At 70.1% G+C, this 25,116-nt stretch carries 21 protein-coding genes, 4 tRNA genes and 1 riboswitch; of the genes, 23 read left to right on the top strand and 2 right to left on the bottom strand.

The window, feature by feature from the left end; genetic code table 11:
* Positions 1-17: 17 nt before the first annotated feature.
* The 15 genes from cobT (at position 18) to NHL60_RS07105 (ending at position 14,534) form a co-directional block, all read left to right on the top strand.
* Complete coding sequence (gene cobT, locus NHL60_RS07035) at positions 18-1,067, top strand: nicotinate-nucleotide--dimethylbenzimidazole phosphoribosyltransferase (RefSeq protein WP_253452058.1); 1,050 nt, start codon at positions 18-20, stop codon at positions 1,065-1,067.
* A complete protein-coding gene (locus NHL60_RS07040) occupies positions 1,064-1,765 on the top strand; it encodes an adenosylcobinamide amidohydrolase (protein WP_253450711.1) in 702 nt (233 codons plus the stop codon). Before cobT ends, NHL60_RS07040 begins: the two co-directional genes overlap by 4 nt.
* Positions 1,758-2,747 carry an adenosylcobinamide-phosphate synthase CbiB gene (cbiB, locus tag NHL60_RS07045; RefSeq protein ID WP_253450714.1) on the top strand — a complete coding sequence of 330 codons (990 nt, stop codon included), beginning with the start codon at positions 1,758-1,760 and terminating at the stop codon, positions 2,745-2,747. The genes NHL60_RS07040 and cbiB overlap by 8 nt, the downstream gene beginning before the upstream one ends.
* Complete coding sequence (cobD, locus tag NHL60_RS07050; RefSeq protein WP_253450717.1) at positions 2,744-3,934, top strand: threonine-phosphate decarboxylase CobD; 1,191 nt, start codon at positions 2,744-2,746, stop codon at positions 3,932-3,934. The genes cbiB and cobD overlap by 4 nt, the downstream gene beginning before the upstream one ends.
* The gene (locus NHL60_RS07055; RefSeq protein ID WP_253450719.1) at positions 3,931-4,488 is read left to right on the top strand and encodes a bifunctional adenosylcobinamide kinase/adenosylcobinamide-phosphate guanylyltransferase; all 558 of its coding nucleotides are present in this window, start codon (positions 3,931-3,933) and stop codon (positions 4,486-4,488) included. The genes cobD and NHL60_RS07055 overlap by 4 nt, the downstream gene beginning before the upstream one ends.
* A complete protein-coding gene (locus NHL60_RS07060) occupies positions 4,485-5,240 on the top strand; it encodes an adenosylcobinamide-GDP ribazoletransferase (protein WP_253450722.1) in 756 nt (251 codons plus the stop codon). Before NHL60_RS07055 ends, NHL60_RS07060 begins: the two co-directional genes overlap by 4 nt.
* Complete coding sequence (locus tag NHL60_RS07065; RefSeq protein WP_253450726.1) at positions 5,192-5,824, top strand: histidine phosphatase family protein; 633 nt, start codon at positions 5,192-5,194, stop codon at positions 5,822-5,824. The genes NHL60_RS07060 and NHL60_RS07065 overlap by 49 nt, the downstream gene beginning before the upstream one ends.
* Positions 5,779-6,195: a bifunctional adenosylcobinamide kinase/adenosylcobinamide-phosphate guanylyltransferase gene (locus NHL60_RS07070; RefSeq protein WP_253450729.1), complete on the top strand. Its 417-nt coding sequence runs from the start codon at positions 5,779-5,781 to the stop codon at positions 6,193-6,195. The genes NHL60_RS07065 and NHL60_RS07070 overlap by 46 nt, the downstream gene beginning before the upstream one ends.
* Before the next feature lie 57 nt (positions 6,196-6,252).
* A riboswitch (cobalamin riboswitch) is annotated at positions 6,253-6,498 on the top strand.
* A gap of 126 nt (positions 6,499-6,624) precedes the next feature.
* Positions 6,625-8,463 (top strand): TonB-dependent receptor, encoded by a 1,839-nt coding sequence (locus NHL60_RS07075; protein WP_253450733.1) that lies wholly within the window; start codon positions 6,625-6,627, stop codon positions 8,461-8,463.
* Positions 8,444-9,373, top strand: a complete 930-nt coding sequence (locus NHL60_RS07080; protein WP_253450735.1) for a cobalamin-binding protein — start codon at positions 8,444-8,446, stop codon at positions 9,371-9,373. The genes NHL60_RS07075 and NHL60_RS07080 overlap by 20 nt, the downstream gene beginning before the upstream one ends.
* Before the next feature lie 7 nt (positions 9,374-9,380).
* Positions 9,381-10,361 (top strand): iron ABC transporter permease, encoded by a 981-nt coding sequence (locus tag NHL60_RS07085; protein ID WP_253450739.1) that lies wholly within the window; start codon positions 9,381-9,383, stop codon positions 10,359-10,361.
* Positions 10,361-11,128, top strand: coding sequence for an ABC transporter ATP-binding protein (locus NHL60_RS07090; protein ID WP_253450742.1), 768 nt, complete (start codon positions 10,361-10,363; stop codon positions 11,126-11,128). The genes NHL60_RS07085 and NHL60_RS07090 overlap by 1 nt, the downstream gene beginning before the upstream one ends.
* Position 11,129: 1 nt before the next feature.
* Positions 11,130-12,461 (top strand): cobyrinate a,c-diamide synthase, encoded by a 1,332-nt coding sequence (locus tag NHL60_RS07095; protein WP_253450745.1) that lies wholly within the window; start codon positions 11,130-11,132, stop codon positions 12,459-12,461.
* A 10-nt stretch (positions 12,462-12,471) separates the two neighbouring features.
* Positions 12,472-13,083 (top strand): cob(I)yrinic acid a,c-diamide adenosyltransferase, encoded by a 612-nt coding sequence (cobO, locus tag NHL60_RS07100; RefSeq protein WP_253450749.1) that lies wholly within the window; start codon positions 12,472-12,474, stop codon positions 13,081-13,083.
* 11 nt (positions 13,084-13,094) lie between these two features.
* Positions 13,095-14,534: a cobyric acid synthase gene (locus tag NHL60_RS07105; RefSeq protein ID WP_253452061.1), complete on the top strand. Its 1,440-nt coding sequence runs from the start codon at positions 13,095-13,097 to the stop codon at positions 14,532-14,534.
* A gap of 29 nt (positions 14,535-14,563) precedes the next feature.
* Here the strand turns inward: NHL60_RS07105 and NHL60_RS07110 are convergent, their stop codons facing one another.
* The gene (locus NHL60_RS07110; RefSeq protein WP_253450752.1) at positions 14,564-15,487 is read right to left on the bottom strand and encodes a MurR/RpiR family transcriptional regulator; all 924 of its coding nucleotides are present in this window, start codon (positions 15,485-15,487) and stop codon (positions 14,564-14,566) included.
* Positions 15,488-15,767: 280 nt separating this feature from the next.
* Between NHL60_RS07110 and NHL60_RS07115 the strand changes: the two genes are divergently transcribed.
* The 4 genes from NHL60_RS07115 (at position 15,768) to NHL60_RS07130 (ending at position 21,816) form a co-directional block, all read left to right on the top strand.
* Positions 15,768-16,559, top strand: coding sequence for an enoyl-CoA hydratase/isomerase family protein (locus NHL60_RS07115; RefSeq protein WP_253450755.1), 792 nt, complete (start codon positions 15,768-15,770; stop codon positions 16,557-16,559).
* Between the two features lie 111 nt (positions 16,560-16,670).
* The gene (locus NHL60_RS07120; RefSeq protein ID WP_253450758.1) at positions 16,671-18,869 is read left to right on the top strand and encodes an acetate--CoA ligase family protein; all 2,199 of its coding nucleotides are present in this window, start codon (positions 16,671-16,673) and stop codon (positions 18,867-18,869) included.
* Complete coding sequence (locus tag NHL60_RS07125) at positions 18,869-19,687, top strand: enoyl-CoA hydratase-related protein (protein ID WP_253450761.1); 819 nt, start codon at positions 18,869-18,871, stop codon at positions 19,685-19,687. Before NHL60_RS07120 ends, NHL60_RS07125 begins: the two co-directional genes overlap by 1 nt.
* Before the next feature lie 173 nt (positions 19,688-19,860).
* The gene (locus NHL60_RS07130) at positions 19,861-21,816 is read left to right on the top strand and encodes an SLC13 family permease (protein WP_253450764.1); all 1,956 of its coding nucleotides are present in this window, start codon (positions 19,861-19,863) and stop codon (positions 21,814-21,816) included.
* A gap of 44 nt (positions 21,817-21,860) precedes the next feature.
* Here the strand turns inward: NHL60_RS07130 and NHL60_RS07135 are convergent, their stop codons facing one another.
* Positions 21,861-24,308, bottom strand: coding sequence for an acyl-CoA dehydrogenase (locus NHL60_RS07135; protein ID WP_253450767.1), 2,448 nt, complete (start codon positions 24,306-24,308; stop codon positions 21,861-21,863).
* Between the two features lie 193 nt (positions 24,309-24,501).
* On the opposite strand from NHL60_RS07135, the gene NHL60_RS07140 reads away from it, so the two are divergent.
* The 4 genes from NHL60_RS07140 (at position 24,502) to NHL60_RS07155 (ending at position 25,000) form a co-directional block, all read left to right on the top strand.
* A tRNA-Met gene (locus NHL60_RS07140) sits at positions 24,502-24,578 on the top strand.
* Positions 24,579-24,720: 142 nt separating this feature from the next.
* Positions 24,721-24,796 (top strand) — tRNA-Asn (locus NHL60_RS07145).
* Positions 24,797-24,830: 34 nt separating this feature from the next.
* Positions 24,831-24,906, top strand: a tRNA-Asn gene (locus NHL60_RS07150).
* 18 nt (positions 24,907-24,924) lie between these two features.
* A tRNA-Asn gene (locus NHL60_RS07155) sits at positions 24,925-25,000 on the top strand.
* The last annotated feature ends 116 nt before the right edge of the window (positions 25,001-25,116 follow it).

Consider the following 25,116-nt stretch of genomic DNA (forward strand, 5'->3'; position numbering starts at 1 on the left):
TGGCCTGCGTGAGCGTCATCCCCGATTTCCTGCCTTCTCTCGATAGCCTGGCGGCCCAGCAGGCCGCGCAGCGCCTGGACCGCCTGACCAAGCCGCCGGGCAGCCTGGGCCGCCTGGAGAGACTCGCCGTGGAGCTGGCCGCCATTCAGGGCCAGGCGCTGCCGCAGGTTTCGCCACCGGCCATGCTGGTGTTCGCCGCGGACCACGGCGTGGCCGCCGAGGGCGTCTCCGCCTTTCCTGCCGAGGTGACCGCCCAGATGGTGGCCAATTTCGCCGCCGGCGGGGCCGCCATCAACGTCTTTGCCCGCCAGCATGGGGCCCATCTCGAGGTGATCGACGTGGGCGTGGCCACCCCCCTGCCCGAGGGCACGGCCGACTCCCCGCGGCTGATCGACGAGCGGGTTCGCCTCGGCACGGCCAATATGCTGAACGAGGACGCCATGAGCCGCGACGAGGCGCTGGCGGCGATGGCCGCGGGTCGGCGCGCCGCCGAGCGGGCCGCGGCGGCGGGGTGCCGCAGCCTGATCGTCGGCGAGATGGGTATCGCCAACACCACCGCCAGCAGCGCCCTGCTGGCCGCCCTGACCGGTGCGTCGGTCGAGGGGCTGGTGGGCCCCGGTACCGGCCTGGACGCGGCGGGTCTGGCCCACAAGCGCGACGTGATCGAGCGTACCCTGGCCGCGCGGCGCCCCGACCCGGCGGACCCGCTGGAGGCCCTGGCCAGGGTGGGCGGCCTGGAGATTGCCGCCATGGCGGGGGCCTTCCTGGGCGGTGCGACCCACCGCCTGCCGCTGATCGTCGATGGCTTTATCGCCACGGTGGCGGCGCTGGTGGCCTGCCGGCTGCGGCCGAGCCTGCGCGACTACCTGCTCTTCGGTCACCGCTCCCGGGAGCCTGGCCATGAGGGGGCCCTGGCCGCCCTGGAGGCCCGCCCGCTGGTCGACTTCGAGCTGCGCCTGGGCGAGGGCACCGGGGCGGCGCTGGCCTTTCCGCTGCTCGACTCGGCCTGCCGCCTGCTGGCGGAGATGGCCACCTTCGACGATATCGGCATCGACCCCGCCCCATGAGGCCCGGTCCCACCCAGTTCGCCTTCGGCCCAGGGCTTACCCTCGATGCCGCCGCCGACTGCGTATACCTGGCCGCCCCGCGCCCGCTCTGGACCCTGAGCAGCGCCCTGGTGGGCGGCGGCTTCGGCTGGCGACGCCACTTCTGCAACTTCCATGTGGACAAGGACTATGCCGGCAGCGCGCCGGCGGCGGATCTCGCCGCCTGGCTGGCGGCGCGGGGGCTGCCGGAGGGCGAGAGCCTGGCCATGATGACCGCGGTGCGCCTCGAGCACCTGCGGGTGGAGGTAGGGGCGGGCGTGCTGGTGGCGGTGACCGCCGGGGCCGGCAACGCCGTGGATATCGTCGCCCCCCTGGCCGGCGATCCGCGCCCGGTAGGCACCATCAATACGCTGGTCATGATCGATGGCCACCTGACCGATGGCGGCCTGGTCAACGCCTGCCTGTCGGCCAGCGAGGCCAAGGTGCGCGCCCTGCACTCCCTCGGCGTGCTCGACCCCTATAGCGGCACGCCGGCCAGCGGCACCTCCACCGACTGCCTGGCGGTTGCCGCGACCCAGGCGGGCCCCGTGACCCCCTATGCCGGCTCGGGGACGCGGCTCGGTCGCGAGCTGGGCCAGGCGGTCTACCGGGCCACCCGCGAGGCGCTGCTGGCCTCCCGGGAGTGGCGCCGGCGCCAGGAGGAGGCCGCCCATGGCTGAACCGCTGTCGCTTGCGCTGCTGGGCCTGGTGCTTGCCGCCGTGGCTCTGGACCTGGCCATCGGCGACCCCCGCCGCCTGCCCCACCCGGTGGTGGGCATGGGGGCGGTGATCGCCCGGCTGGAGAAGGCCTGGAACCATGGCACTCCCCGGGCGCGCCAAATCCGCGGCGCGCTGATGGCGGCCCTGGTGGTACTGGGCACCTGGCTGCTGGCCTGGGCCGCCATCGCGCTGCTGGCGCGGCTTCACCCCTGGCTGGGCTGGCTGGCGGAGTGGTGGCTGCTGGCCAGCTGCCTGGCCATCCGGGGCCTGCGCGATGCCGCCCTGGCGGTGGCCGCTCCGCTGGCCCGAGGCGACCTCCCCGCGGCGCGTCGCGCGCTTGCCATGATCGTCGGCCGCGACACCGAGGCGCTGGACGAGGGGGAGGTGACCCGGGGGGCGGTGGAGACGGTGGCCGAGAACACGGTGGACGGCATCACCGCACCGCTGCTCTTCGCCCTGCTGGGGGGCGCCCCCCTGGCGGTGGCCTACAAGGCGGTCAACACCCTGGACTCCATGGTGGGCTACCGCAGCGAGCGCTACCTTCACTTCGGCCGGGCCTCGGCGCGGCTGGATGACGCCGCCAACTGGCTGCCGGCCCGGCTCACCGCCCTGACCCTCTGGCTGGGTGCGTGCTGCCTGGCGCGGCGGGAGCGCGGGCTGCGCCTCCGGGGGGCGCTGGCCGCCACCCGCCGCGAGGCCCCCCGCCACCCCAGCCCCAACAGCGGCTGGCCCGAGGCCATGGTGGCCAACCTGCTGGGCGTTCAGCTCGGCGGCACCAACCGCTACCGCGGCGAGGTCTCCGAGCGCGCCCGCCTGGGCACGCCCGGGGAGCCGCTGCGCTGCGCCCATATCGGCGCGGCCATTCGCCTGATGCACGGCGGCTGGCTGGGTTTTCTGGCGCTGCTGGCGCTGGCGGTGCTGCTCATGGAGGCCCTGCCATGAGCGCCCCGGGCCGCGGCCTGTCCGTCGGCGGCTGGCCCCTGCACGGCGGCCAGCCCGGCCCCCTGCTGGCGCGCTTCGGCCTGGATGCGACGACGCCGGTGCTGGACGTCAGCGCCAACCTCAACCCCCTGGGGCCGCCGGCCTGGCTCCACGACTGGCTGAACTCGCGGCTCGCCGAGGCCGGGGCGCTTGCCCGCTACCCCGATCCCGACTACCGCGAGGCGCGTGAGGCCATCGCCGCCCATGAGGGCGTGGCACCGGAGCAGGTGCTGCTGACCAACGGCGGCGCCGAGGCGATCTTCCTGGCCGCGGCCCTGCAGGCTCGGGAGCGGCCCGGGGCGCCGGCGGCGATCGTCGAGCCCACCTTCGCCGAGTATGCCCGAGCCTGTGCGGCCCAGGGGCTGCCGGCGGTGACGCTGCCGCTGACGCCGCCGGACTTTCGCCTCGATGTCGAGGCCATCGCCGCGGGGCTGGGTGAGGCGCGGCTGCTCTGGCTCTGCCGTCCCAATAACCCCACCGCCACCCTGGTGCCCCGGGCCGAGGTGGAACGCCTGCTGGCGCTGACCGCATCGCGGGGCTGCCGGCTGGTGGTGGACGAGGCCTTCGTGGATTTCATCGGCGACGAGGGCGGGCAGGGGGAAAACAAGGAGGCGCTGACGCCGCTGCTCGCCGACCATCCGCACCTGCTGCTGCTGCGCTCGCTGACCAAGCAGTTCACACTGCCGGGGCTGCGCCTGGGCTATCTGCTCGGCGCGCCCGAGACGGTGGCGGCGGCCCGGGCCTGCCAGCCCGCCTGGAGCGTCAATGCCCTGGCGGCGGCCCTGGTGGCGCCCCTGCTGGCGGACCGCGATTTCCAGGCGGCGACCCGGGCCTGGCTCGCCGCCGAGCGGCCCCGGCTGCGGGCGGGCCTCGAGGCTCTGGGGCTTGCGGTGGTGCCGAGCCACGCCAACTTCTTTCTGGTGCGCCACCCGGCGGGCCGCGAGGCCACGCGGAACCTGCTGCCGGCGCTGCTGCGCCGCGGCGTGCTGGCCCGTCACACCGAGGGCTTTGCGGGCCTCGACGGCGGCTGGCTGCGCCTGGCTCTGGGTGACGCCTCGGCCAACGCCCGTCTGCTGGCGGCGCTTGGCGATGCCCTGGGCGATATGGCCGATATGGCCGATATAGTTCGGTCGGAGGTGCGCCGATGATCACCTTCGTCAGCGGCGGTGCCCGCTCCGGCAAGAGCCGCTACGCCGAGGTGCTGCTCTGCCGCTGGCACGCCCGGCGCGGCGGCCGACGCTGGTACCTGGCCACGGCTCGGGCCTCGGACGCCGAAATGGCCGCGCGCATCGCCCGCCACCGCCGGGAGCGCGGGGCGGGGTGGCACACCCTGGAGGTGCCGCTGGCCCTCGACGCGGCCCTGGCCGAAGTGAGCGATGGCGACAGCGTGCTGCTGGACTGCCTGACCCTCTGGGCCAGCCAGTGGCGCTACGGCGGCGGCGGCAGCGACGCCGAGGGCGAAGCGCTGCTGGCCGATTGCCTGGCGGCGGCCCGGGCGCGGGGGATCGCCCTGGTGGTGGTCTCCAACGACCTCAACGAGGACCTTCCCCCGGAGGACGCCGAGACCCGGCGCTATATCGCCTTCCTGCAGCGGCTGCATCGGCGCCTGGCCCGGGAGGCCGACCGGGTGGTGGAGGTAGTGGCCGGCCTGCCCATCGACTGGAAGCCTATCGACGACCACGACCCGGAGACGCTCCGATGAGAGAGGCCCTTTACGGGCTCGCGCTGGCCCTGCAGTTCCTGACCCGGATTCCCCTGCCCGTCGCCTGCCCCTGGAACGCCGCCACCTGCCGCTGGGCGCTGCGCTGCTTTCCGCTGGCGGGTCTGGTGATCGGTGCGGCCCTGGCGGCCCTGGCCATACTGGGCCAGGGGCTGCCCACCCCCTTGCTTGCCCTTGCGCTGCTCAGCCTCTGGGTGGCGCTCTCCGGGGGGCTGCATCTGGATGGCGTGATGGATATCGCCGACGCCCTGGGCAGCAATGCGCCCCTGGAGAAGCGCTGGGCGATCATGAAGGACAGCCAGGTGGGCAGCTTCGCCATCCTCGCCCTGGTCTTTCTGCTGGCCTGGAAGGGGGCGCTGATCTGGGCCCTGCTGGAGGCCGGGGCGAGCCCCTGGCTGTGGCTGGCGCTGCCGGCGCTTGCGCGCTTCGGGGCGCTCTTGCTGCTGCGCCTGGCCCCCCTGGCGCGGCGCAAGGGGCTCGCCTGGACCTGGCGCCAGCACCTGGCAAGGCGTGACCTGGGCCTGGCGCTGCTGGTGCTGCTGCCGCTCTTCGGCTTCGTGCCCGGCGGCGCCTGGCTGCTCGGCGCCCTCTGCGTCTTTCTGTTTCTGTATGGCCTCGCCATGGTGCGAGCCTTTACCGGCATCAACGGGGATATCGTGGGTGCCGCCATCGAAGGAGGAGAACTATGGCTGCTGCTTATCGCCTGGAGCTGGTGGTGGTTCGCCATGGCGTGACCGCCTGGAACCTTGAGCGCCGCTACCAGGGCCAGCGGGATATTCCGCTGCTGCTGCCCGACGCCGTGCCAGGGCTCGATCGCCTGCGCGACCACCTGGCGAACGAGGCCTTCGACGCCCTCTACTGCAGCGACCTGACCCGCTGCCGCCAGACCCTTGACCATATCGGGGCAGGACGGGCCTGGGAGGCGAGCTTCGATGCCCGGCTGCGTGAGCTGGACTTCGGCGATTACGAGGGGCGCACCTGGGAAGAACTCAAGGATGACCCGCGCTATCGCGCCTGGGTCGACAGCGCCGGCCGCCAGGCGCCCCCCGGCGGCGAATCCGCCGATGCCCTCTGGGCGCGCCTGGAGGCCTGGCTCGGGGAGGTGCTCCAGCGGGCCGCCGAGCGGGGGCAGCGCCGGGTGCTGGCGGTGAGCCACGGCGGTGCCATCCGCGAGCTGCGTCGTCGCCTCGAGGGCACCGACTTCTGGGAGGGCGTGGTGGGGCAGGCCGAGGGCCGGCGCTTCGAGATCGAGAGCCAGGGAGGAGAGTGGCAATGCAGAGCCTCATCGGCGGTGCCTGCTCGGGCCGACGCCGGCTAGCGCTGGAGCGCTTTCCCAACGCCCGCTGGCATCGGCTGGCGGCGAGGGAGGACGCCGCCGCTTGCCTGGAAGCCCAGGGAGGGGGAGAGGTTCTGGTGGTCGACGGCATCGCCGACTGGCTCGCCGCCGCCCTGGCCGAAACCCCGGACGACGATACCCTGCGCGATACCTGGCTGGGCCTGCTCGACGGCCTCGCCGCTGCCCCCGGCGAGGCGGTGCTGATCCTCGATGAGATGGGGCGTGGGATCGTGCCCATGGACCCGATGGCACGGCGGCTGCGGGACCACAACGGCTGGCTGGTCCAGGCCGCGGCGGCGCGCAGCCGGGTGGTCTGCTACCTGCGTCATGGCCTCTGCAAGCAGCTGAAATAAAAGTGTTTTAAATGGATGTTTTAGCGTCTTGCGTTGACCCCGACGCGGTGCCTTGCTAGCTTGTGCGCACTCTAAGGTGCCCCAGGCGCGTCACAGCGCCGGGGTGAAACGGGAAGTCGGTGCCCGGTGCTCTGCCAGAGCGCTCGCCATTCCGACGCTGCCCCCGCAACGGTGATCGAGACAAGAGCGGCCGTGATGCCACTGTGCCAAGGCACGGGAAGGCGGTCGCTTTGAAGGTCCGGCAGTGATGCTGCCGCCCTTCGCTCGTCAGCCCGGAGACCGGCCTTTGAGCGCATGCCGAACCGCGGAGGGCGGTTTCGGGCAGGGCAGCTGCCACTCGCCTGGCCGCACTCCCGCCTGACATCTCCCTCGCCTCGGCCAAGAACAGACCCGCATCGTACGGGTTGGTACGACAAGCAAGGGACATCCATGACCATCGCTCACACCTCCCGTGGCCTGGCGGCCTTCGCCTTGGCCGCGCTGCCGCTGGCAATTGCCGCCGCCGAACCCCAGCCCGAGACCGCCGCCGAGGCGACCCGTCTCAACCCCATGGTGGTGACCGCCGCCCTGGCGCCGCGCACCGCCAACGAGACGCTCGCCTCCGTGACCCTGCTCGACGAGGCCACCCTGCGCCGCCAGGACCCGACGAGCCTCACCGACCTCTTTCGCGGCCAGCCCGGGGTGGACGTGGTCACCAACGGCAGCTTCGGCAAGTCCAGCAGCGTCTATCTCCGCGGTACCGGTAATGAATCGGCAGCGCTGATGATCGATGGCATTCGCCTGCGCTCTGCCACCGCCGGTGGCGCAGCCTGGCACTACCTTGATCCGCGCATGTTCGAGCGTGCCGAGATCGTGCGCGGCCCGCGCGGCAGCCTCTATGGCGCCGACGCCGTCGGCGGGGTGGTGCAGCTCTTTACCCCGGAAGGCGAGGAGGGGGATCCCCAGCCGCGCGTTTCGGTAGGCGGCGGCTCCTTCAACACCCAGCGCTACAGCGCCAGCCTCTCCGGCGGCAGCGGTGGAACCCGCTACTACGTCGCCGGCAGTCGTTTAGACACCGACGGTACCCCGGTGCGCGAGGGGGGGGACGACAAGGGCTACGACAATACCTCGGGGGTGATGCGGCTCGCCCACACCTTCGAGAACGACGCCGAGCTCGGTGTGCTGGCGCTGCGCGCCCGGGGCAGCAACGAATACGATGGCGGCGAGATGGACTTCGTGCAGCAGGTGGCCGGGGTCTATGGAGAGATTCCCGTCAGCGAAACGTGGCGCAGCCGCCTGACGCTGAGTGAATCCCGGGATGAGTTGGACAATCATCAGGAAGCCTCCCAGTGGGAGCCGGCGGGCACGTCGGTACTCGATACCCGCACCCGCACGGCCCGCTGGCAGAACACCCTGGCGTTCGGCTTGCACGAGCTGGTGGCCGGCGCCGAGTACAGCGAAGACCGGGTCTCGGGCACCACGGATTTCGATGAGAGCAGCCGTGACAATATGGCCGTTTTCGCTCAGGGGCTGCTCGACTTTGCCCCCTTCGCGCTGCAGGCCGCCCTGCGCTATGACGACAACGAGGCCTACGGCGAGGAGGTCACCGGCAGCCTGGCGCTGGGCTATGACCTGGATGATTCCCATACGCTGCGTGCCAGCGTCGGCACCGCCTTCCGCGCGCCGACCTTCAACGACCTTTTCTGGCCGAACTCGGGCAATCCCGATCTCAATGCGGAGACGTCCGAGACGGTCGAAGTCGGTCTGCGTGGCAGCTATCAGTCCTGGTACTGGGACCTGGCGGCCTACCAGACCGATCTCGATGACATGATCGCCTGGGCGCCCACCGACAGCGGCCTCTGGGCGCCGCAGAACATCGCCGAGGCCCGTATCCGCGGTATCGAGCTCTCGGCAGGGGCACAGATCGATGACTGGACGCTCGCGGCAGCGCTGACCTGGCTCGACCCGGAAAATCGCAGCGGCGCCAATGCGGGCAACCGCATCCAGCGCCGTGCCGGTCAGAGTGCGCGCTTCGACGTCGACCGCGAACTGGGCGACTGGTCGCTGGGCGGCTCCTGGATCCTGCAGGGCGACCGCTACGACGATGCGGCCAACGAGGATCGCATCAGCGGCTTCGGGCTGGTCAACCTGCGCGCCGGCTGGGCGTTCGCGCCCATGTGGTCGGCCCGCCTGACGGTCGAGAATGCCTTCGACAAGGAGTACGAGACCGCTCGTGACTACATCAACGCCGGCCGCGCGGCCTTCGTCAGTGTTCACTTCGGCCAGTAGCGGCCGCCTCGGCGGGGCCCTTGGCCCCGCTGTCGCTGCCAGTTCGCTGCTGGCGCTGTCCGGGCCGGTGGTCGCCGAGGCGCGCGCCGGTTCGCTCTGCGCCATCGACGACCGCGACCGGGAGGTGTGCCTCGAGCAGCCCGCCGAGCGCATCGCCGCGCTTTCGCCCGGTGCCACGGAGCTGGTCTACGCCGCCGGGGCGGGGGAGAAGGTGGTGGCGGTGGTGGCCTACAGCGACTACCCGCCCGAGGCGCGCCAGGTCCAGTCGGTGGGCAGCCATACCCGCATGGACCTGGAAACCCTGGTGACCCTTTCCCCCGACCTGGTGATCGGCTGGAAGACCGGCAACCCGCCCGAGCAGCTGGAGACCCTCGAGGGGCTGGGCATGCCGGTGTTCTACATCGAACCGCGCGACTTCGAGGGCGTGTCCAGCGCCATCGAGCGCCTGGCGCGGCTGGCCGATACCCGCGAGGAGGGGGACCGTGTCGCCGCCGAGTTCCGCGACGGCATGGCGGCGTTGGCCGAGCGCTACGCCGACGCCGAGCCGGTCTCGGTCTTCTACCAGGTATGGGACGAGCCGCTGATGACCATCAACGACGAGCACCTGATCGGCCAGGTGGTGGCGATGTGCGGCGGGGTCAACGTCTTCGGCGAGCTGTCGCGGCTGGTGCCGCGCATCGACGACGAGTCGGTGCTGGCCGCCGACCCTGAGGCGATACTCGCCGGCGGCATGGGCGAGGAGAATCGCGACTGGCTGACCCACTGGGAGCAGTACCCGAGCCTGACCGCCATCCAACGCGACAACCTCTACTTCGTGCCGCCGTCGCTGATCCAGCGTCCCACGCCGCGACTGCTGGAAGGCAGCCGCCTGTTCTGCGAGCGTCTCGACCATGCCCGCGACAAGCGCTGAGGCCGGCATGGCCACCCCCCGACGCTCGCTATGGTCGCCGCTGGTCGCGCTGGCCCTGCTGGGTCTGGCGGCGCTGCTGCTCTCGGTCACGGTGGGCAGCGCCGCCCTGTCGCTCTCCGACGTCTGGGCGGTCGCCCGCGGCGAGGGGAGCCCCCTGGCCCGCACCCTGATCCTCGACCTGCGCGTGCCGCGCTCGCTCTCGGCCTTCGCCGTGGGCGGCCTGCTCGCCGTGGCCGGGGCGCTGATGCAGGTGCTGCTGCGCAATCCCCTGGCGGACCCCTACGTGCTGGGGCTCTCCGGCGGCGCCTCGGTGGGGGCGCTGGCGGCGATGCTGGCGGGGCTGGGCGGGGCGGTGATCACCGGCTCCGCCTTCGCCGGGGCCTTTCTCTCCACGCTGCTGGTCTTCGGCCTGGCCCACGGCACCGGCAGCTGGACACCCTCGCGGCTGCTGCTCACCGGGGTGGTGGTGGCCGCCGGCTGGGGGGCGGTGATCACCCTGATGCTGGCGATAAGCCCCGCCGAGCGGCTGCCCGGCATGCTCTACTGGCTGATGGGGGATCTCTCCTACTCCCGCACGCCCTGGCCGCCGCTGGCGCTGCTGCTGCTCATCTGCCTGCTGCTGCTGCCGCTGGGGCGCAGCCTCAACGTCATGGCGCGCGGCCCGCTGCAGGCGGCGGCCCTGGGGGTCAGGGTCCGTCCGCTGGAGTGGACCATCTACCTCGTCGCCAGCGTGCTCACCGCCACCGCGGTGACCACCGCCGGCAGCATCGGCTTCGTCGGCCTGGTGGTGCCGCACATGCTGCGCCTGGTGCTGGGCAACGACCAGCGCCTGATCCTGCCGGCCTGCGCCCTGGCCGGGGGCACCCTGCTGGTGCTGGCCGACGCCCTGGCGCGCACCCTGATCGCCCCGGAGCAGCTGCCGGTGGGGGTGATCACCGCGCTGCTCGGCGTACCCACCTTCCTCTACCTGCTCTACCGGAGCCGCTGATGAGCCGCCTCGAGACCCGCGAGCTGGTAATCGACGTGCCGGAGCGGCGCGACGGCCGGGCGCTGACGCTAAGCGTCGAGCCGGGGCAGGTGTGGGGCGTGCTGGGCCCCAACGGCGCCGGCAAGACCACGCTGCTGCACACCCTGGCCGGGCTGCGTGCCCCTCGCCGTGGCCAGGTACTGATCGATGGCAGCCCGCTGGCGGCGCTGGGCCGGCGCCAGGTGGCGCGCACCCTGGGCCTGGTGTTCCAGGAGCGCCACGACGGCTTTCCCGCCACGGTGCGCGAGACCGCGCTGATCGGCCGGCATCCGTGGCTCTCGGCCTGGCAGATGGAGGGCGGCGAGGACCTGCGCCTGGCCGAGGCGGCCCTCGAGCGGCTCGACGTGGCGCACCTGGCCGAGCGGCTGGTCAGCACCCTCTCGGGCGGTGAGCGCCAGCGCCTGGCCGTCGCCACGGTGCTGACCCAGGCGCCGCAGATCTGGCTCGCCGACGAGCCCACCAACCATCTCGACCTGCACCACCAGAGCGCGGTGATTGCCCTGCTCGCCGGCGAGGCCGCCGAGGGTCGCGCGGTGATGATGTGCCTGCACGATCTCAACCTGGCGGCGCGCTGGTGCGACCACCTGCTGCTGCTCTATCCCGACGGCGAGGCGTGCTGGGGGCCGGCAAGGCAGATGCTGGTGCCCGCCGCCCTGGAGCGGCTCTACGGCCAGCGCCTGGCCACCGCCGAGATCGACGGCGCCCCCGTTTTCGTACCCGTGAGGTGATATGACGACTTCGACGATTCGCGGCGAGGCCCATGCCGCTCTGATCACCGCCCCCGGCTCCGGCCAGGGCAAATCCATGGTCACCGCGGCGCTGGCGCGGCTGCATCGCAATGCCGGCCGCAGGGTGAGGGTATTCAAGCACGGCCCCGACTACCTCGACCCCATGGTGCAGGAGGTGGCCTCGGGCCAGCCGGTCTACCAGCTTCACCCCTGGATGACCGGCGAGGCCGAGTGCCGCTGGCGCCTGGCCGAGGCCGCCGCCGAGGCGGACCTGATCCTGGTGGAGGGCTCCATGGGGCTCTTCGACGGCGACCCTTCCAGCGCCGACCTGGCCATCCTGGCCGGGCTGCCGGCGCTGCCGGTGATCGACGCCTGGGGCATGGCCCAGACCTTCGGCGCCGTGGCCCAGGGGCTGGCCAACTACCATCCCGAGCTCGCCATCCACGAGGTGATCGCCAACCGCGTGGGCAGCCCCGGCCACGGCCGGCTGCTGGCCGAGAGCATGCCGGCGGGGCTCTCGCTGCTCGGCGCCATTCCCCGCCACGCGGCGATGAAGATTCCCGACCGCCACCTGGGGCTGGTGCAGGCCGGCGAACTGGCAGGGCTCGACGCCCAGCTCGACGCCGCCGCCGAGGTGCTCAAGGAGGCGGGCCTCGACCGCCTGCCGGCCAGGGTGACGCTCGAGGCCGAGGCCCCCGAGCCGCCGCCGCGGCTGCTCGAGGGCGTGCGCATCGGCGTGGCCCGCGACGACGCCTTCGCCTTTCTCTACCGCGCCAATCTCGACCTGCTCACCCGGATGGGCGCCGAGCTCGCCTTCTTCTCGCCGCTGGCCGACAGCGAGCTGCCCGGCTGCGACGCCCTGTGGCTGCCCGGCGGCTACCCGGAGCTGCACGGCGAAAAATTCGCCGCCAACGCGCCGATGCTCGCCGCGATTCGCGCCCATCACGGCGCCGGCCGGCCGATCCTGGCCGAGTGCGGCGGGCTGATGGCATGCATGGACACCCTGGTGGACGGTGAAGGGCACGCGCACGCCATGCTGGGGCTGATGCCCGGCACCGCCCGCATGGCCGGCAAGCTCAGCGCCCTGGGCCTGCAGAGCCTGACCACGGACGCCGGCGAGCTGCGCGGTCACACCTACCACCACTCGCGGCTGGAGACGCCGCTGGCACCGGCCGCCCATGCCCGCCGCCTGGCCGGCAGCCCCGCCGAGCCGGTCTTCGTGGTGGGCAGGCTGGTGGCCAGCTACTTCCACGGCTACTTCCCCTCGGCGCCGGCCCTTGCCGCCGCCATCTTCCGCGGCGAACCGCTGCGCTTCACCCAGGATCAGGAGTGAGGAGACCCCCATGCGCGACAACGCCAAGGATCCCCAGCGCCATGCCCGGCGCATGGCGGCCAAGCAGAAGATCATGCAGGCGCGCATCGCCGGCGCCCAGAAGGAGCAGGGCCTGCTGCTGGTGCTCACCGGCCCCGGCAAGGGCAAGAGCAGCTCCGGCTTCGGCATGCTGGCCAGGGCGCTCGGCCACGGCATGAAGGTGGGGGTGGTGCAGTTCATCAAGGGCACGCGGGAGACAGGCGAGGAGGCCTTCTTCCGCCAGGTGCCGGGCGTCGAGTACCACGTGATGGGTGAGGGCTTCACCTGGGACACTCAGGACCGCGAGCGTGACATTCGCGCCGCCGAGGCGGCCTGGGAGGTGGCCCGGCGGATGCTCGCTGACTCGAGCTTCGACCTGGTGCTGCTCGACGAGCTCAATATCGCCCTGCGCTACGACTACCTGGACCTCGACCGGGTGCTCGACGACCTGCAGGCGCGGCCGGCCATGCAGCACGCGGTGGTCACCGGCCGCTACGCCCCCGAGCAGCTGATCGAGCTGGCCGACACCGTCACCGAGATGAAGGTGGTCAAGCACGCTTTCAAGGAGCAGGGAGTAAAGGCCCAGAAGGGCATCGAACTTTGAGCTGCACCCTGATGATCCAGGGCACCACCTCGGATGCCGGCAAGAGCACGGTGGTGGCGGGGCTGTGCCGTGTGCTGGCGCGGCGTGGGGTCTCGGTGGCGCCCTTCAAACCGCAGAACATGGCGCTCAACAGCGCGGTGACCGCGGACGGCGGCGAGATCGGCCGCTCCACGGCGCTGCAGGCGCTGGCGGCGGGGGTGGAGGCGCACAGCGACATGAACCCGGTGCTGCTCAAGCCCGAGAGCGACCGCGGCGCCCAGGTGATCCTGCGCGGCCGGGTACACGGCCATATGGACGCCCTGGACTATCACGCCTTCAAGCGCACCGCCCGGGAGAGCGTGCTGGCGGCCTGGCAGGCGCTGTCGGCGCGCCATGACGTGATCATCGCCGAGGGAGCGGGGAGCCCCGCGGAGATCAACCTGCGCGAGAATGATATCGCCAACATGGGCTTCGCCGAAATGGTCGACTGCCCGGTGCTGCTGGTCGGCGATATCGACCGGGGTGGGGTCTTCGCTCAGCTGGTGGGCACCCTCGCGCTGCTCAGCGAGAGCGAGCGCTCACGCACCCGGGGCTTTATCGTCAATCGTTTTCGCGGCGACATCGCCCTGCTCGAGCCGGGGCTCGACTGGCTGGAGTCCCATACCGGCAAGCCGGTGCTGGGCACGCTGCCCTACCTGCAGGGGCTGCTGCTGGACGCCGAGGACAGCCTGGGTCTCTCCGGCCGCCAGTCGGGCGAACCGGCGCTCCGGGTGGCGGTGCCGGCGCTGCCGCGCATCAGCAACCATAACGATTTCGATCCGCTGCGGCTGCATCCCCGGGTCGAGCTCACCTTCGTGGGCCCGAACCGCTCCATCCCGCCCGCCGATCTGATCATCCTGCCCGGCAGCAAGAGCACCCGAAGCGATCTCGCCTGGCTGCGCGACCAGGGCTGGGAGGCCGCCATCCGGCGCCATCTGCGCTACGGCGGCCGGGTGCTCGGCATCTGCGGCGGCTTCCAGATGCTCGGTCATGCGATTCACGACCCCGAGGGCCTGGAGGGGCCGGCGGGCTCCAGCGAGGGGCTGGGGCTGCTCGAGTTCGAGACGCGGATGGTGGCGGGCAAGCAGCTGCGTAACGTGAGCGGACGCTTGCTAGCCGAGGACGTGCCGATCGCCGGCTACGAGATCCATCACGGGGTGAGCGAGGGACCTGCTCTCAAGCGGCCGCTTTGCGAGCTGGAAGGCCGGCTCGACGGCGCCGTCAGCGCCGATGGCCGGGTCTTGGGCACCTACCTGCACGGGCTCTTCGACCGGCCCGAGGCTTGCGCGGCGCTGCTCGCCCGCTGCGGGTTGGAGGGGGCAGAGGCGGCGGTGGATTACGACGCCCACCGCCAGCGGGAACTCGACCGGCTGGCCGACTGCCTGGAAGCGCACCTCGATATCGCCGCCATCGAGGGGCTGCTGGGCCGCTAAGGCGGGGCGTCTCGCGGGGGCCTGGTCCGCTATCCCTGCTCCACGTAGGCGCCCATGGCGCGCATCCGCGACTCGAAGCTTGCCACGTTGTCCACCAGATCGTCGGGGCCGAAGGCCACGCACTCTGCCAGCAGCACCTCGATCAGGGTGATGGCGGAGAGTATCGACGGGAAGAAGTGCGGGGTGGCGTTGGCCACCGGGAAGGTGATGGTGGCCCCCGGTACCAGCGGCGAGCGCATGGTGTCGGTGACCACGATGGCGTCGACCCCCGCCGCCCGGGTGATCTCCAGCGCCCGCATGGTCTCGGCGCAGTAGGGCTCGAAGCCGAAGGCCACCACCACGTCCCCCTCGCCGAAGGGGGCAAGCTCGGTCAAGAGCCCCCCCTCCTGGCCGCGGATCAGCTGGATATTGGGCATGGCGATGCGCCCCACGTAGGCGAAGTGGTAGGCGCAGGCGAAGGTGTCCCGAAATCCCACCACGGCGATCTTCTCCGCGGCCAGCAGCCGCCGGGCCGCGTCGCGCACCCGCTGCTGGTTGTCGGCGGTGAAGAGCCGGCCGATGTTATCGAAGGCCGCATCGCCCACGTCGAGAAACACCTGGTCGTCGGTCTGGCTGGCCAGGCTGCGCAGCTGGCTGGCACGCCCGGAGAGCTCGACGGGGCCTGCCTGTACCGCCGACTGGAACACCTCCCGGAACTGCTCGTAGCTCTCGAAGCCCAGGCGCTTGGCCAGCCGCACCAGGGTCGAGGCGGTCACTTCGGCGGCGCTGGCCGACTTGCGGATCGACTGAAAGGCGATCTCCACCGGGTGCTCGAGCACATAGCCGGCGGCCAGCTTGAGCTGGGGGCTGAGTTCGGGATAGGCCTCGGCGAGCTGCCGGTTTACCGCATCCAGCCGGGCAGGGCCGCTGTCGGTGTCCGGCGCTGCCGAATCGCGTGATTCCTGTTCCAGCACGGTCGTCTCCTGGGTTGGGTGTCGCAGCGGGCGCCATTGTACCCGATGGATGGCGGGGTGAAATGACACAATCGTTTCCCCGTGGAAAACAATGTGGCACGCACGTGTTGACGCTCATGAGACCTTTGGCTAGGATGCGCCTCACAACAAGCGTTCTGTCCTTTCGTTGATAATGACACGTTTGTTTCTCAGGCGAGATGCTGTTGCCGCCGCTTATGCAGCATGCCGCCGCCGCTCTGTTCGTTATTCGTGTTCGTTATTCTTAAGAGTGCCCTTCCCCATGAGCCAAGCCGAGTACGAGACCCTGATCCTCCGCCGCCACGGCCAGGTCCAGGAGATCCGCTTCAACCGCCCCCATCGCCTCAACGCCGTCACCGAGGCGCTCTATGCAGAGCTCAATGACGCCCTGACCCGCGCCGAGGCGGATGGTGAAGTGCGCGTGGTGGTGCTGACCGGCGAAGGGCGCGCCTTCTGCGTGGGGGCCGACCTCAAGGAGCACAAGCAGGGGCGCACCGCCTTCGATCGCCGCCAGTACCTGCAGGGGGAGCAGATCGTCTGCAAGCGCCTGATGCAGATGCAGACGCCGGTGATCGCCGCGGTGAACGGCTTTGCCCTGGGTGCCGGTGCCGAGCTTGCCCTGGCCGCGGACTTCATGCTGATGGCAGACAGCGCCCAGATCGGCCTGCCCGAGGTCTCCATCGGCAACTTTTTGGGCGGCGGCGTGACCTGGCTGCTGCCGCGCCTGGTGGGGCTGGCCAAGGCCCGGGAGCTGGTGTTTCTGGGCGAGCGCATCGACGGCGCCGAAGCCGTGCGCATCGGCCTGGCCAACCGCCACTACCCCGACGAGGGCTTTTTTGACGCCGCCCTCGCCTTCGCCGAGAAGGTGGCCAGCAAGGCGCCGCTCTCCATGGCGCTGGCCAAGGAGCAGCTCACCTTCTCCGGCGAGCGCACCCTGGACGCCTGCCTGACCGCCGAGCTCGAGGGGATGACCTTCGTCGGCACGACCCGGGACTGGCAGGAAGGCGTCGACGCCTTCGCCGAGAAGCGCACGCCGCGCTTCCAGGGCAAGTAGGCCTGTATTCCCCGGGCCTCGCTCACTCTTGGCGCCTAACTCTTAACCCCTAACTCCTAACTCTTTACCGCCCACTCTTCATTCGCCCCCGAAGGCAAGGTCAGCCAGTACATGAATCCCATCGAAGGACATCTCCCCACCCGCAGTCCGCTCCACGACATCCTGGCCCCCGGCGGCATCGCCGTGGTGGGCGCTTCCGCCGACCCCACCAAGCGGGGCTACAAGGCGATGGTCGGCCTGATCAAGGATGGCTACCGGGGCGAGATCTACCCGGTCAACCCCAAGGCGGACATGATCCTCGGGGTCAAGGCCTGGCCCTCGGTCACCGCCATCCCCGGCAATCCGGCGCTGGCGCTGATCTGTACCCCGGCGGCCACGGTGCCGGGGCTGATTGCCGAGTGCGGGCGCCGCGGCATCAAGGGGGCGGTGATACTCGCCAGCGGCTTCGCCGAGATCGGTGAGGAGGGGGCGGCACTCGAGCGCGAGATGATGGAGAAGGCCCGCGCCCACGGCGTGCGCATCATCGGCCCCAACACCTCGGGCCTTTTCAACCTGCACCACAGGATCAACCTGCTCTCGCTGGACAACGTCAAGCCCGGCGGCGTGGGTATCATCTCCCAGTCCGGCAACATGCTGCTGTCGCTGGCGCTCGAGGCCCAGCACAACGGCAATGTGGGCTTCTCCACCTATGTGGGGCCCGGCAACCAGAGCGACATCGGCTTCAACGACTACCTGCGCTATCTGGGCGAGGACGAGAACACCCGCGTCGCCACCCTCTACGTGGAGGGCTTCCGCGACGGGCGCAAGTTCCTCGACGTTGCCCGCGAGGTGACCGCCATGAAGCCGGTGGTGGTCTACAAGTCCGGCTCCACCGAGGCAGGCCAGAAGGCGGCGAGCTCCCATACCGGGGCGCTGGCCGGCAGCTATGCCATGACCGTGGACCTGCTCAAGCAGTCCGGGGTCAGCGTGGTGCAGCACTCCGACGAGATCCTGCCGGTGGCCGAGGGGCTAGGCCTCTTGCAGAAGGCCCGCGGCAAGCGGGTGGCGGTGATCTCCGACGGCGGCGGCCAGGCGACCATCGCCTCCGACCGCCTGGCCGAGGCGGGCCTCGAGCTCGCCGAGCTCTCCGAGGCGACCCGTCAGAAGCTGCGCGACGTGCTCTTTCCCCAGGCCTCCACCGTCAACCCGGTGGACGTGGCCGGCTCTACCGACGCCAATCCGTCGCTCTTGGCCACCTGCATGGAGATCGTCGCCGCCGACGACAATGTCGACAGCGTCTTCCTGGTGGGCATGTTCGGCGGCTACAGCATCCGCTTCGCAGAGTCCCTGCTGGGTGACGAGATGCGCGGCGCCGAGGCCATGGTGGATCTCTCCCGCGCCACCACCAAGCCGCTGGTGATCTACAGCCTCTATACCCCCATCAAACCGCCGGCGCTGCGCCGCCTGCACGAGGCGGGCCTGCCCATCTATGCCTCCATCGAGCACTCCGTGCGGGTGCTGGCGGCCCTGGGCGAGCGCGGCCAGTACCTGGCCCAGGTGGAGCGCCAGAGCCGCGAGCGCAGCGTCGAGCCGCTCCCCGAGCTCACCGCCATGTTCGAGCGTGCCCGGGGCGAGGGCCGCGACCTCTTCGAGTATGAGGCCAAGCGGGTCCTGCGCGACCACGGCATCGAGGTGCCCCTGGAGCTGGTGGTGCGCGACGAGGCGGAGCTGGCCGAGGCCGCAGGGCAGTTCGGTGAGACGCCGCTGGCCATGAAGGTGGTCTCCAAGGATATCCTGCACAAGTCCGACGCCGGCGGCGTGAAGCTCAACGTGGTGGGCGAGGCCGCCATGCGGGAGGCCCGGGAAGCGATCCTGGCGTCCTGCCGGGAGTATGACGCCGATGCCGAGATCGAGGGCATCCTGGTCACCCCCATGGCGAAGAAGGGCGTCGAGGTGATCCTCGGGGTGATCCGCGACCCCATCTTCGGTCCGGTGCTGATGTTCGGTCTCGGCGGCATCTTCGTGGAGATCCTCGAGGACGTCGCCTTCCGGGCCATTCCGCTCTCGCGTCGCGACGCCGAGGAGATGGTGGAGCAGATCAAGGCGAAGAAGATTCTCGGCGGCGTGCGCGGCGAGAAGGCGGTAGACAAGGCCGCCCTGGTGGACCTGCTGCTCAAGGTGTCGCGCATCGTCGAGGCCTATCCCGGGCTCTCCGAGCTCGACCTCAACCCGGTGATCGTCAACGCCGACGGCTATGCCGTGGTGGACGCGCGGGTTATCGTGGAACGCGAACATTCAGACAACACGTCAGCCGACAAGGAAGCCCACTGATGAGCCAGACAGCAACCCAGCCCAGCCTTCCCCAGCTCACCGACGCCCGCCTGACCCTCGAGGGTCGGGTGGCCACCCTGACCCTGGCGCGCCACGACGTGCGTAACGCCCTGACCGGCACTGCCCTTACCGACGACATCGTCGCCGTGGCGGAGTGGGTCAACGCCTGCGATGCCGTCTCGGTGCTGGTGATCACCGGCGCGGGCAGCGCCTTCTCCGCCGGCGGCAACGTCAAGGACATGGCGGAGCGCGGCGGCGACTTCGCCGGCGACGTGGCCGAGGTCTCGGCCCGCTACCGCCGCGGCATCCAGCGCATCCCGCTGGCCCTGCAGGCGGTGGAGGTGCCGATCATCGCCGCGGTCAACGGCCCGGCCATCGGCGCCGGCTTCGATCTGGCCAACATGGCCGATATCCGTATCGCCTCGAAGAAGGCCAAGTTCGGCGAGACCTTCCTCAATCTGGGGATCATCCCCGGTGACGGCGGCGCCTGGTTCATGCAGCGCCTGATCGGCTACCAGCGCGCCTTCGAGCTGACCCTCTCCGGGCGGGTGATCGACGCCGAGGAGGCGAAGGAGTACGGCATCGTGCTGGAGGTGACCGAGCCCGAGGCGCTGATGGAGACGGCAGGCGAGCTCGCCGCCCGCATCGCCGCCCAGCCGCCGAAGGCCACGCGTCTTACCAAGCGCCTGATGAAGATGGCCCAGCGCACCGAGCTCAAGGACTTCCTCGACCTCTGCGCGGTCTTCCAGGGCATGTGCCACAACGAGCCCGAGCACCTCGACGCCGTCAACGCCATGCTGGAGAAGATGGCGAAATAGCGAGCCTGGCGGCACCTGGCGCCTTTTTCCCGTGTCGCTCGCGACGCCCGGCTTCGGCCGGGCGTCGTCGTGTCGGAAGGGGAAAGATCGCTGCCCGCGCAGAAAACACTTGTCGGCGGGCGGCCCGGCTGGCGATGCTGAAGCCTCTGATACGCACAGGGAGGTGACGGGCCATGGCAGAGAGCACCCTGGTCTTTATCGTGCTCGGGCTGACGCTGGCGGCGTTCGTCTGGGGACGCTTTCGCTACGACCTGGTGGCGCTCGCCGCGCTGCTCGGTTCGGTGATGCTGGGGCTGGTGCCGGGCGAGGAGGCCTTCCTGGGCTTCGGCCACCCCGCGGTGATCACGGTGGCGGCGGTGCTGGTGCTCAGCCGAGCTTTCGAACGCTCAGGCGTGGTGGACGTCATCGCCGACCAGGTGTTCAAGGTGGGGGAGCGACTCTTCCTGCAGCTGGCGGCCCTGACCGGCACCGTGGTGGTGCTCTCCGGCTTCATGAACAACGTGGGCGCCCTGGCGCTGCTGCTGCCGGTGGCCATGCGCCTGGCAAGGGAGCACGACACCTCGCCGTCGCTGCTGCTGATGCCGCTGGCCTTCGGTTCGCTGCTGGGGGGGCTCACCACCCTGATCGGCACCCCCCCAAATATCATCATTGCCAGCTATCGCGGCTCGGTCACCGGCGAGAACTTTGGCCTCTTCTCCTTTACGCCGGTGGGCGCCGCGGTGGCCCTGGCGGGGTTCGCCTTTATCCTGCTGATCGGCTGGCGGCTGGTGCCCCTGCGCGCGGGCAAGGCCTCCACCGAGGCGATGTTCGATACCGCCAACTACCTGGTGGAGCTGCGCGTCGGGGAGGAGGCGAAGGCCAACGGCCTGACCCTGCGCGAGCTGCAGCAGGAGCTCGAGGAGACCATTCCGGTGCTCGCCGTGGTGCGTGACGACAAGCGCCGCGCCGGCCACGCCTTCTTCGGCACCCTCCGGGAGGGGGATATCCTGCTGCTGGAGGCGGGTCCCGATGAGATGAAGCTGCTGGAGGACAAGGCGGGCCTCAGCCTGGGCAAGGACGCCGAGGATGAGGAAAAGGAGGCTGAGGAGAAGGCGGCCAAGGAGAAGGACACCGAGGAGCAGCGCAAGGCAGAGAAGGACAGGGCCGACGAGAGTGACCGCGAGCGCTCGACGCAGGAAAAGTTCGAGGAACAGGAGCGCGACAGGGAGGAGGCGAAAAAGGAGAAGCAGGAGAAAAAAGAGAAGCAGGAAGAGAAGAGCGGCGTGGATACCGAGGGCCTGCAGCTGGTGGAGGCGGTGGTGCGCAACGACTCCATGATGGTCAACCACACCGTGACCCAGCTGCGCCTGCACAACCAGTTCGGCCTGCATCTGGTGGCGGTGGCCCGGGATGGCGGGCGCCTCAAGCAGCGCCTGCGCGAGATCCGCTTTCGCCCCGGCGACGTGCTGCTGCTGCAGGGGGGCGAGAGCGAACTCGCCGAGAGCCTGGCCACCCTGGGCTGCCTGCCGCTCGCCAGCCGCAACCTGACCCTCGGCCAGCCGCGTATGCTGCTGGCCTCCATCGGCATCTTCGCAGCGGCGATCGTGGCCATCCTGCTGGGGCTGCTGCCGGCGGCGGTGGCGCTCTCGAGTGCGGCGCTGGTCTCGCTGCTGGTGGGGGTGCTGCCCCTGCGCGAAGGCTATCAGGCCATCGACGGGCCGGTGGTCGTGCTGCTCGGCGCCATGATCCCGGTGGGCCAGGCGCTGGAGAGCAGCGGCGGGGCGGCGCTGATCGCCGAGGCCATGCTGGTGTGGGGCGTCCAGTGGCCGGCGGTGGTGACCCTGATCGGGCTCTTCGTGCTGACCATGATGCTCTCCGACGTGATCAACAACGCGGCGGCGGCGGTGCTGATGGCGCCCATTGCGGTGAGCCTGGCCAACGGTTTCGAGGCCTCTGTGGACCCCTTCCTGATGGCGGTGGCGGTGAGTGCCTCCTGCGCCTTCCTGACGCCCATCGGCCACCAGTCCAATACCCTGGTGATGGGCCCCGGCGGCTATCGCTTCGGCGACTACTGGCGCATGGGGCTGCCGCTGGAGATCGTGGTGGTGGCGGTGGCCATTCCCATGATACTGCTGGTCTGGCCGCTGTAAACGAAACGCCCCGGCGCTGGGCCGGGGCGTGGGGAGTGGCAGCGTCAGGCCGCCTGGTGGCGCAGCACCTTGGACTTGTCGGTGACGAAGGCGTCGTACTCGAAGTCGTCCACGGTGAGCAGCTCCAGCACCCGAGCCTCGCGCTCGCGCATGAAGGCGGCGTCGTCGGCCGAGATCAGCCCGGCCTCCAGCGCGGCTTCCACCCGCTGCTCGGGATGCAGCGCATCGGCGGGCAGCTCGCCCTTGGCGAAGGCCTTGTTGACCGTGCGGTAGAGGCCCTCGGCGCGCTCCTGGGTCGCCAGCAGGGCGTTGTACTGGGCCAGCGGGTTCTCCTGCACGCCGTCGTCGGCCTGCCAGGTCTCGGCAAGGAGCTTCTGGCGCAGGGCGCTGTCACGGGAGACCGCCTGGGCGATGCTGCGGGCCAGGTCGTCGTGGGGCCGCTTGAAGCGCTTGCCCCGGGGCATGACCGCCAGGCGCAGCACGCCGGCCAGGGCCCGGTTGGGCAGGTTGTCGAGCAGTTCGTCCAGGGCCTGCTCGGCGCGACCCAGCAGCCACTGGCAGGCGTAGTGGAAGAGGGCAGCCTCACCCTCGACCTTGTCGCCCTCGTGCCACTGCTTGATCACCATGGAGGCGAGGTAGAGGTTGGAGAGCACATCGCCCAGTCGTGCCGAGAGCATCTCGCGCTGCTTGAGGGTGGAGCCGAGACTCGCCATGGCGGCATCGGCGCAGAGCCCGAAGCCGGCGGAGAGCCGCGCGATCTCCTGGGCGTAGCGACTGGCCTCGCCATCGAAGGGGACAGACGGCTTGCCAATGCCCAGGCCCTGGGTGAAGGCCCGGGCGGCATTGCCGAAGATCAGGCCGGTATGGCCGAAGAAGGCCTTGTCGAAGGCCTGGATATCATCGGCGTCCTTGGCGGCCAGCTCCTCGAGCACGTAGGGATGGCAGCGGATGGCGCCCTGGCCGAAGATCATCAGGTTGCGGGTCATGATGTTGGCGCCTTCCACGGTGATCGCCACCGGGTTGGCGCTGTAGCCGATCGCCAGGTAGTTGCGCGGCCCCAGAGTCACCGCCTTGCCGCCGTGGATGTCCATGGCGTCGCCGAGGATGACCCGCTGGAACTCGGTGAGCTGGCTCTTGAGGATCGCCGAGGGCACCGCCGGCTTCTCGCCGCGGTCGATGGTGTTGGCGGTCTGGTAGACCGCCGCCTGGGCGATATAGCCCAGCGCCGTCATGCGTGCCAGGGGCTCCTGGATGCCCTCCATCTCGGCCACGGGCACGTTGAACTGGCGGCGGATGCGGGCGAAGCCGCCGCTCCAGCCGATGGCGTAGCGGGCGGTGCCGGTGGCGCCGGAGGGGAGGGTGATGCAGCGGCCCACCGAGAGGCACTCCACCAGCATCCGCCAGCCCTGGCCGATCATCGCCTCGCCGCCGATGATGGTATCCAGCGGTACGAAGACATCCTTGCCCTTGATCGGGCCGTTCAGGAAGGGGCTGCCGATGGGGTGGTGGCGGCGGCCGATCTCCATCCCTGCGGTGTCGCGGGGAATCAGCGCCAGGGTGATGCCGCGATCCTCCTCGTCGCCCAGCAGCTTCTCGGGGTCGAAGAGGCGGAAGGCCAGGCCCACCACGGTGGCGATGGGGGCCAGGGTGATCCAGCGCTTCTCGAAGTTGAGGCGCACGCCGAGCACCTCCTTGCCGTCGATGGTCTGCTTGCAGACCACGCCGGTGTCGGGCAGCGAGGTGGCGTCACTGCCGGCACGCGGGCCGGTGAGGCCGAAGCAGGGGATCTCGCGGCCGTCGGCGAGCCGCGGCAGGTAGTGGTTCTTCTGCTCGTCGGTGCCGTACTTGAGCAGCAGCTCACCCGGCCCAAGGGAGTTGGGCACGCCCACGGTGACCATCAGGGTCTCGTTGACCGAGAGCTTCTGCAGCACCAGGGACTGCGCCTTGGCGGAGAAGCCCAGGCCCCCATACGCCTTCGGGATGATCATGCCGAAGTAGCGCTCCTGCTTGAGGTGGTCCCAGAGCTCCTGGGGCAGGTCGGCGCGCTCCTTGGCGATCTCCCAGGCGTTGCACATGCCGGCGGCCACGGAGCACTGGTTGTCGATAAAGGCGCGCTCCTCGTCGCTGAGGCCGTCATCCTTGGCATCCAGCAGTGCCTGCCAGTTGGGCTTGCCGGTGAAGAGTTCGCCGTCCCAGGCCACGCTGCCGGCCTCCAGGGCGGTGCGCTCGGTGTCGGAGACCTTGGGCGAGACCTTCTTGAACAGGGCGAAGAGACGCGGGGTCAGCCACTTGCCGCGCAGGGCCGGCAGGCCGGCCACCGCTACGGCGATGGCGCCGGCCAGCAGCAGCAGGCCCAGCAGTGTGGAGGCGAGGAGCAGGCTTGCCAGGCCGGTAACGGCGAGCACCGCCAGGGCGGGCAGGGCGCCCGCCTCGCGGCGCATCACCGCCAGCAGGCCGACGACGGCCACGAGCAGCAGGATCAGGGTGAGCATGAAAAGACTCCGGTTGTTGTGGAAGGTTCTTGGATGAGACAGCGCATTCGAACGAATGTTTGAATTCTTGCAGACTAGCCGAGTTCCCTGCAAGCGGCCAGTGCGCAGGATCTGCCAGCCAGGGGTTGCCAACTGGGCTCGGCATGGGCATAATGCGCCCCGTTGATTGGCGCAAGCCGCGCCTCTCAGCCTTGGCTACGTAGCTCAGCTGGTTAGAGCACATCACTCATAATGATGGGGTCCCCTGTTCAAATCAGGGCGTAGCCACCAGATATCGAACGCCCGCCCGGCCTCCATGGCCCGGCGGGCGTTCTGCATTTCGGTGCTGGACCATCTACCTTTCGGCGCTGGGCCATCCGGGCCTTGACCTTCACAAGCGAATCCGTATACTACGCCCCGTGTTCGACGCCGTTCCCGGATAGCTCAGTTGGTAGAGCAAGTGACTGTTAATCACTGGGTCGCAGGTTCGAGTCCTGCTCCGGGAGCCAAGATCGCATCGAGCACGCTGCTGAAGGCCGAGATTCCTCGATAGCTCAGTTGGTAGAGCAAGTGACTGTTAATCACTGGGTCGCAGGTTCGAGCCCTGCTCGAGGAGCCATCGGCTCATATGTTTCGTTCCCGGATAGCTCAGTTGGTAGAGCAAGTGACTGTTAATCACTGGGTCGCAGGTTCGAGTCCTGCTCCGGGAGCCATCTCCTAGTCATCTCACTCTCTCTTTTCTGTTATCGTCCCTGCCGGGCGAATTTTTGCGTGTCTGTCAATCCTGTGTTGCCCGCCTGTCGGGGATTCGGCGTGTCCTACTGCCCGT

The organism is Halomonas sp. Y3 (assembly GCF_024137965.1).
Lineage (GTDB): Bacteria > Pseudomonadota > Gammaproteobacteria > Pseudomonadales > Halomonadaceae > Halomonas > Halomonas mongoliensis.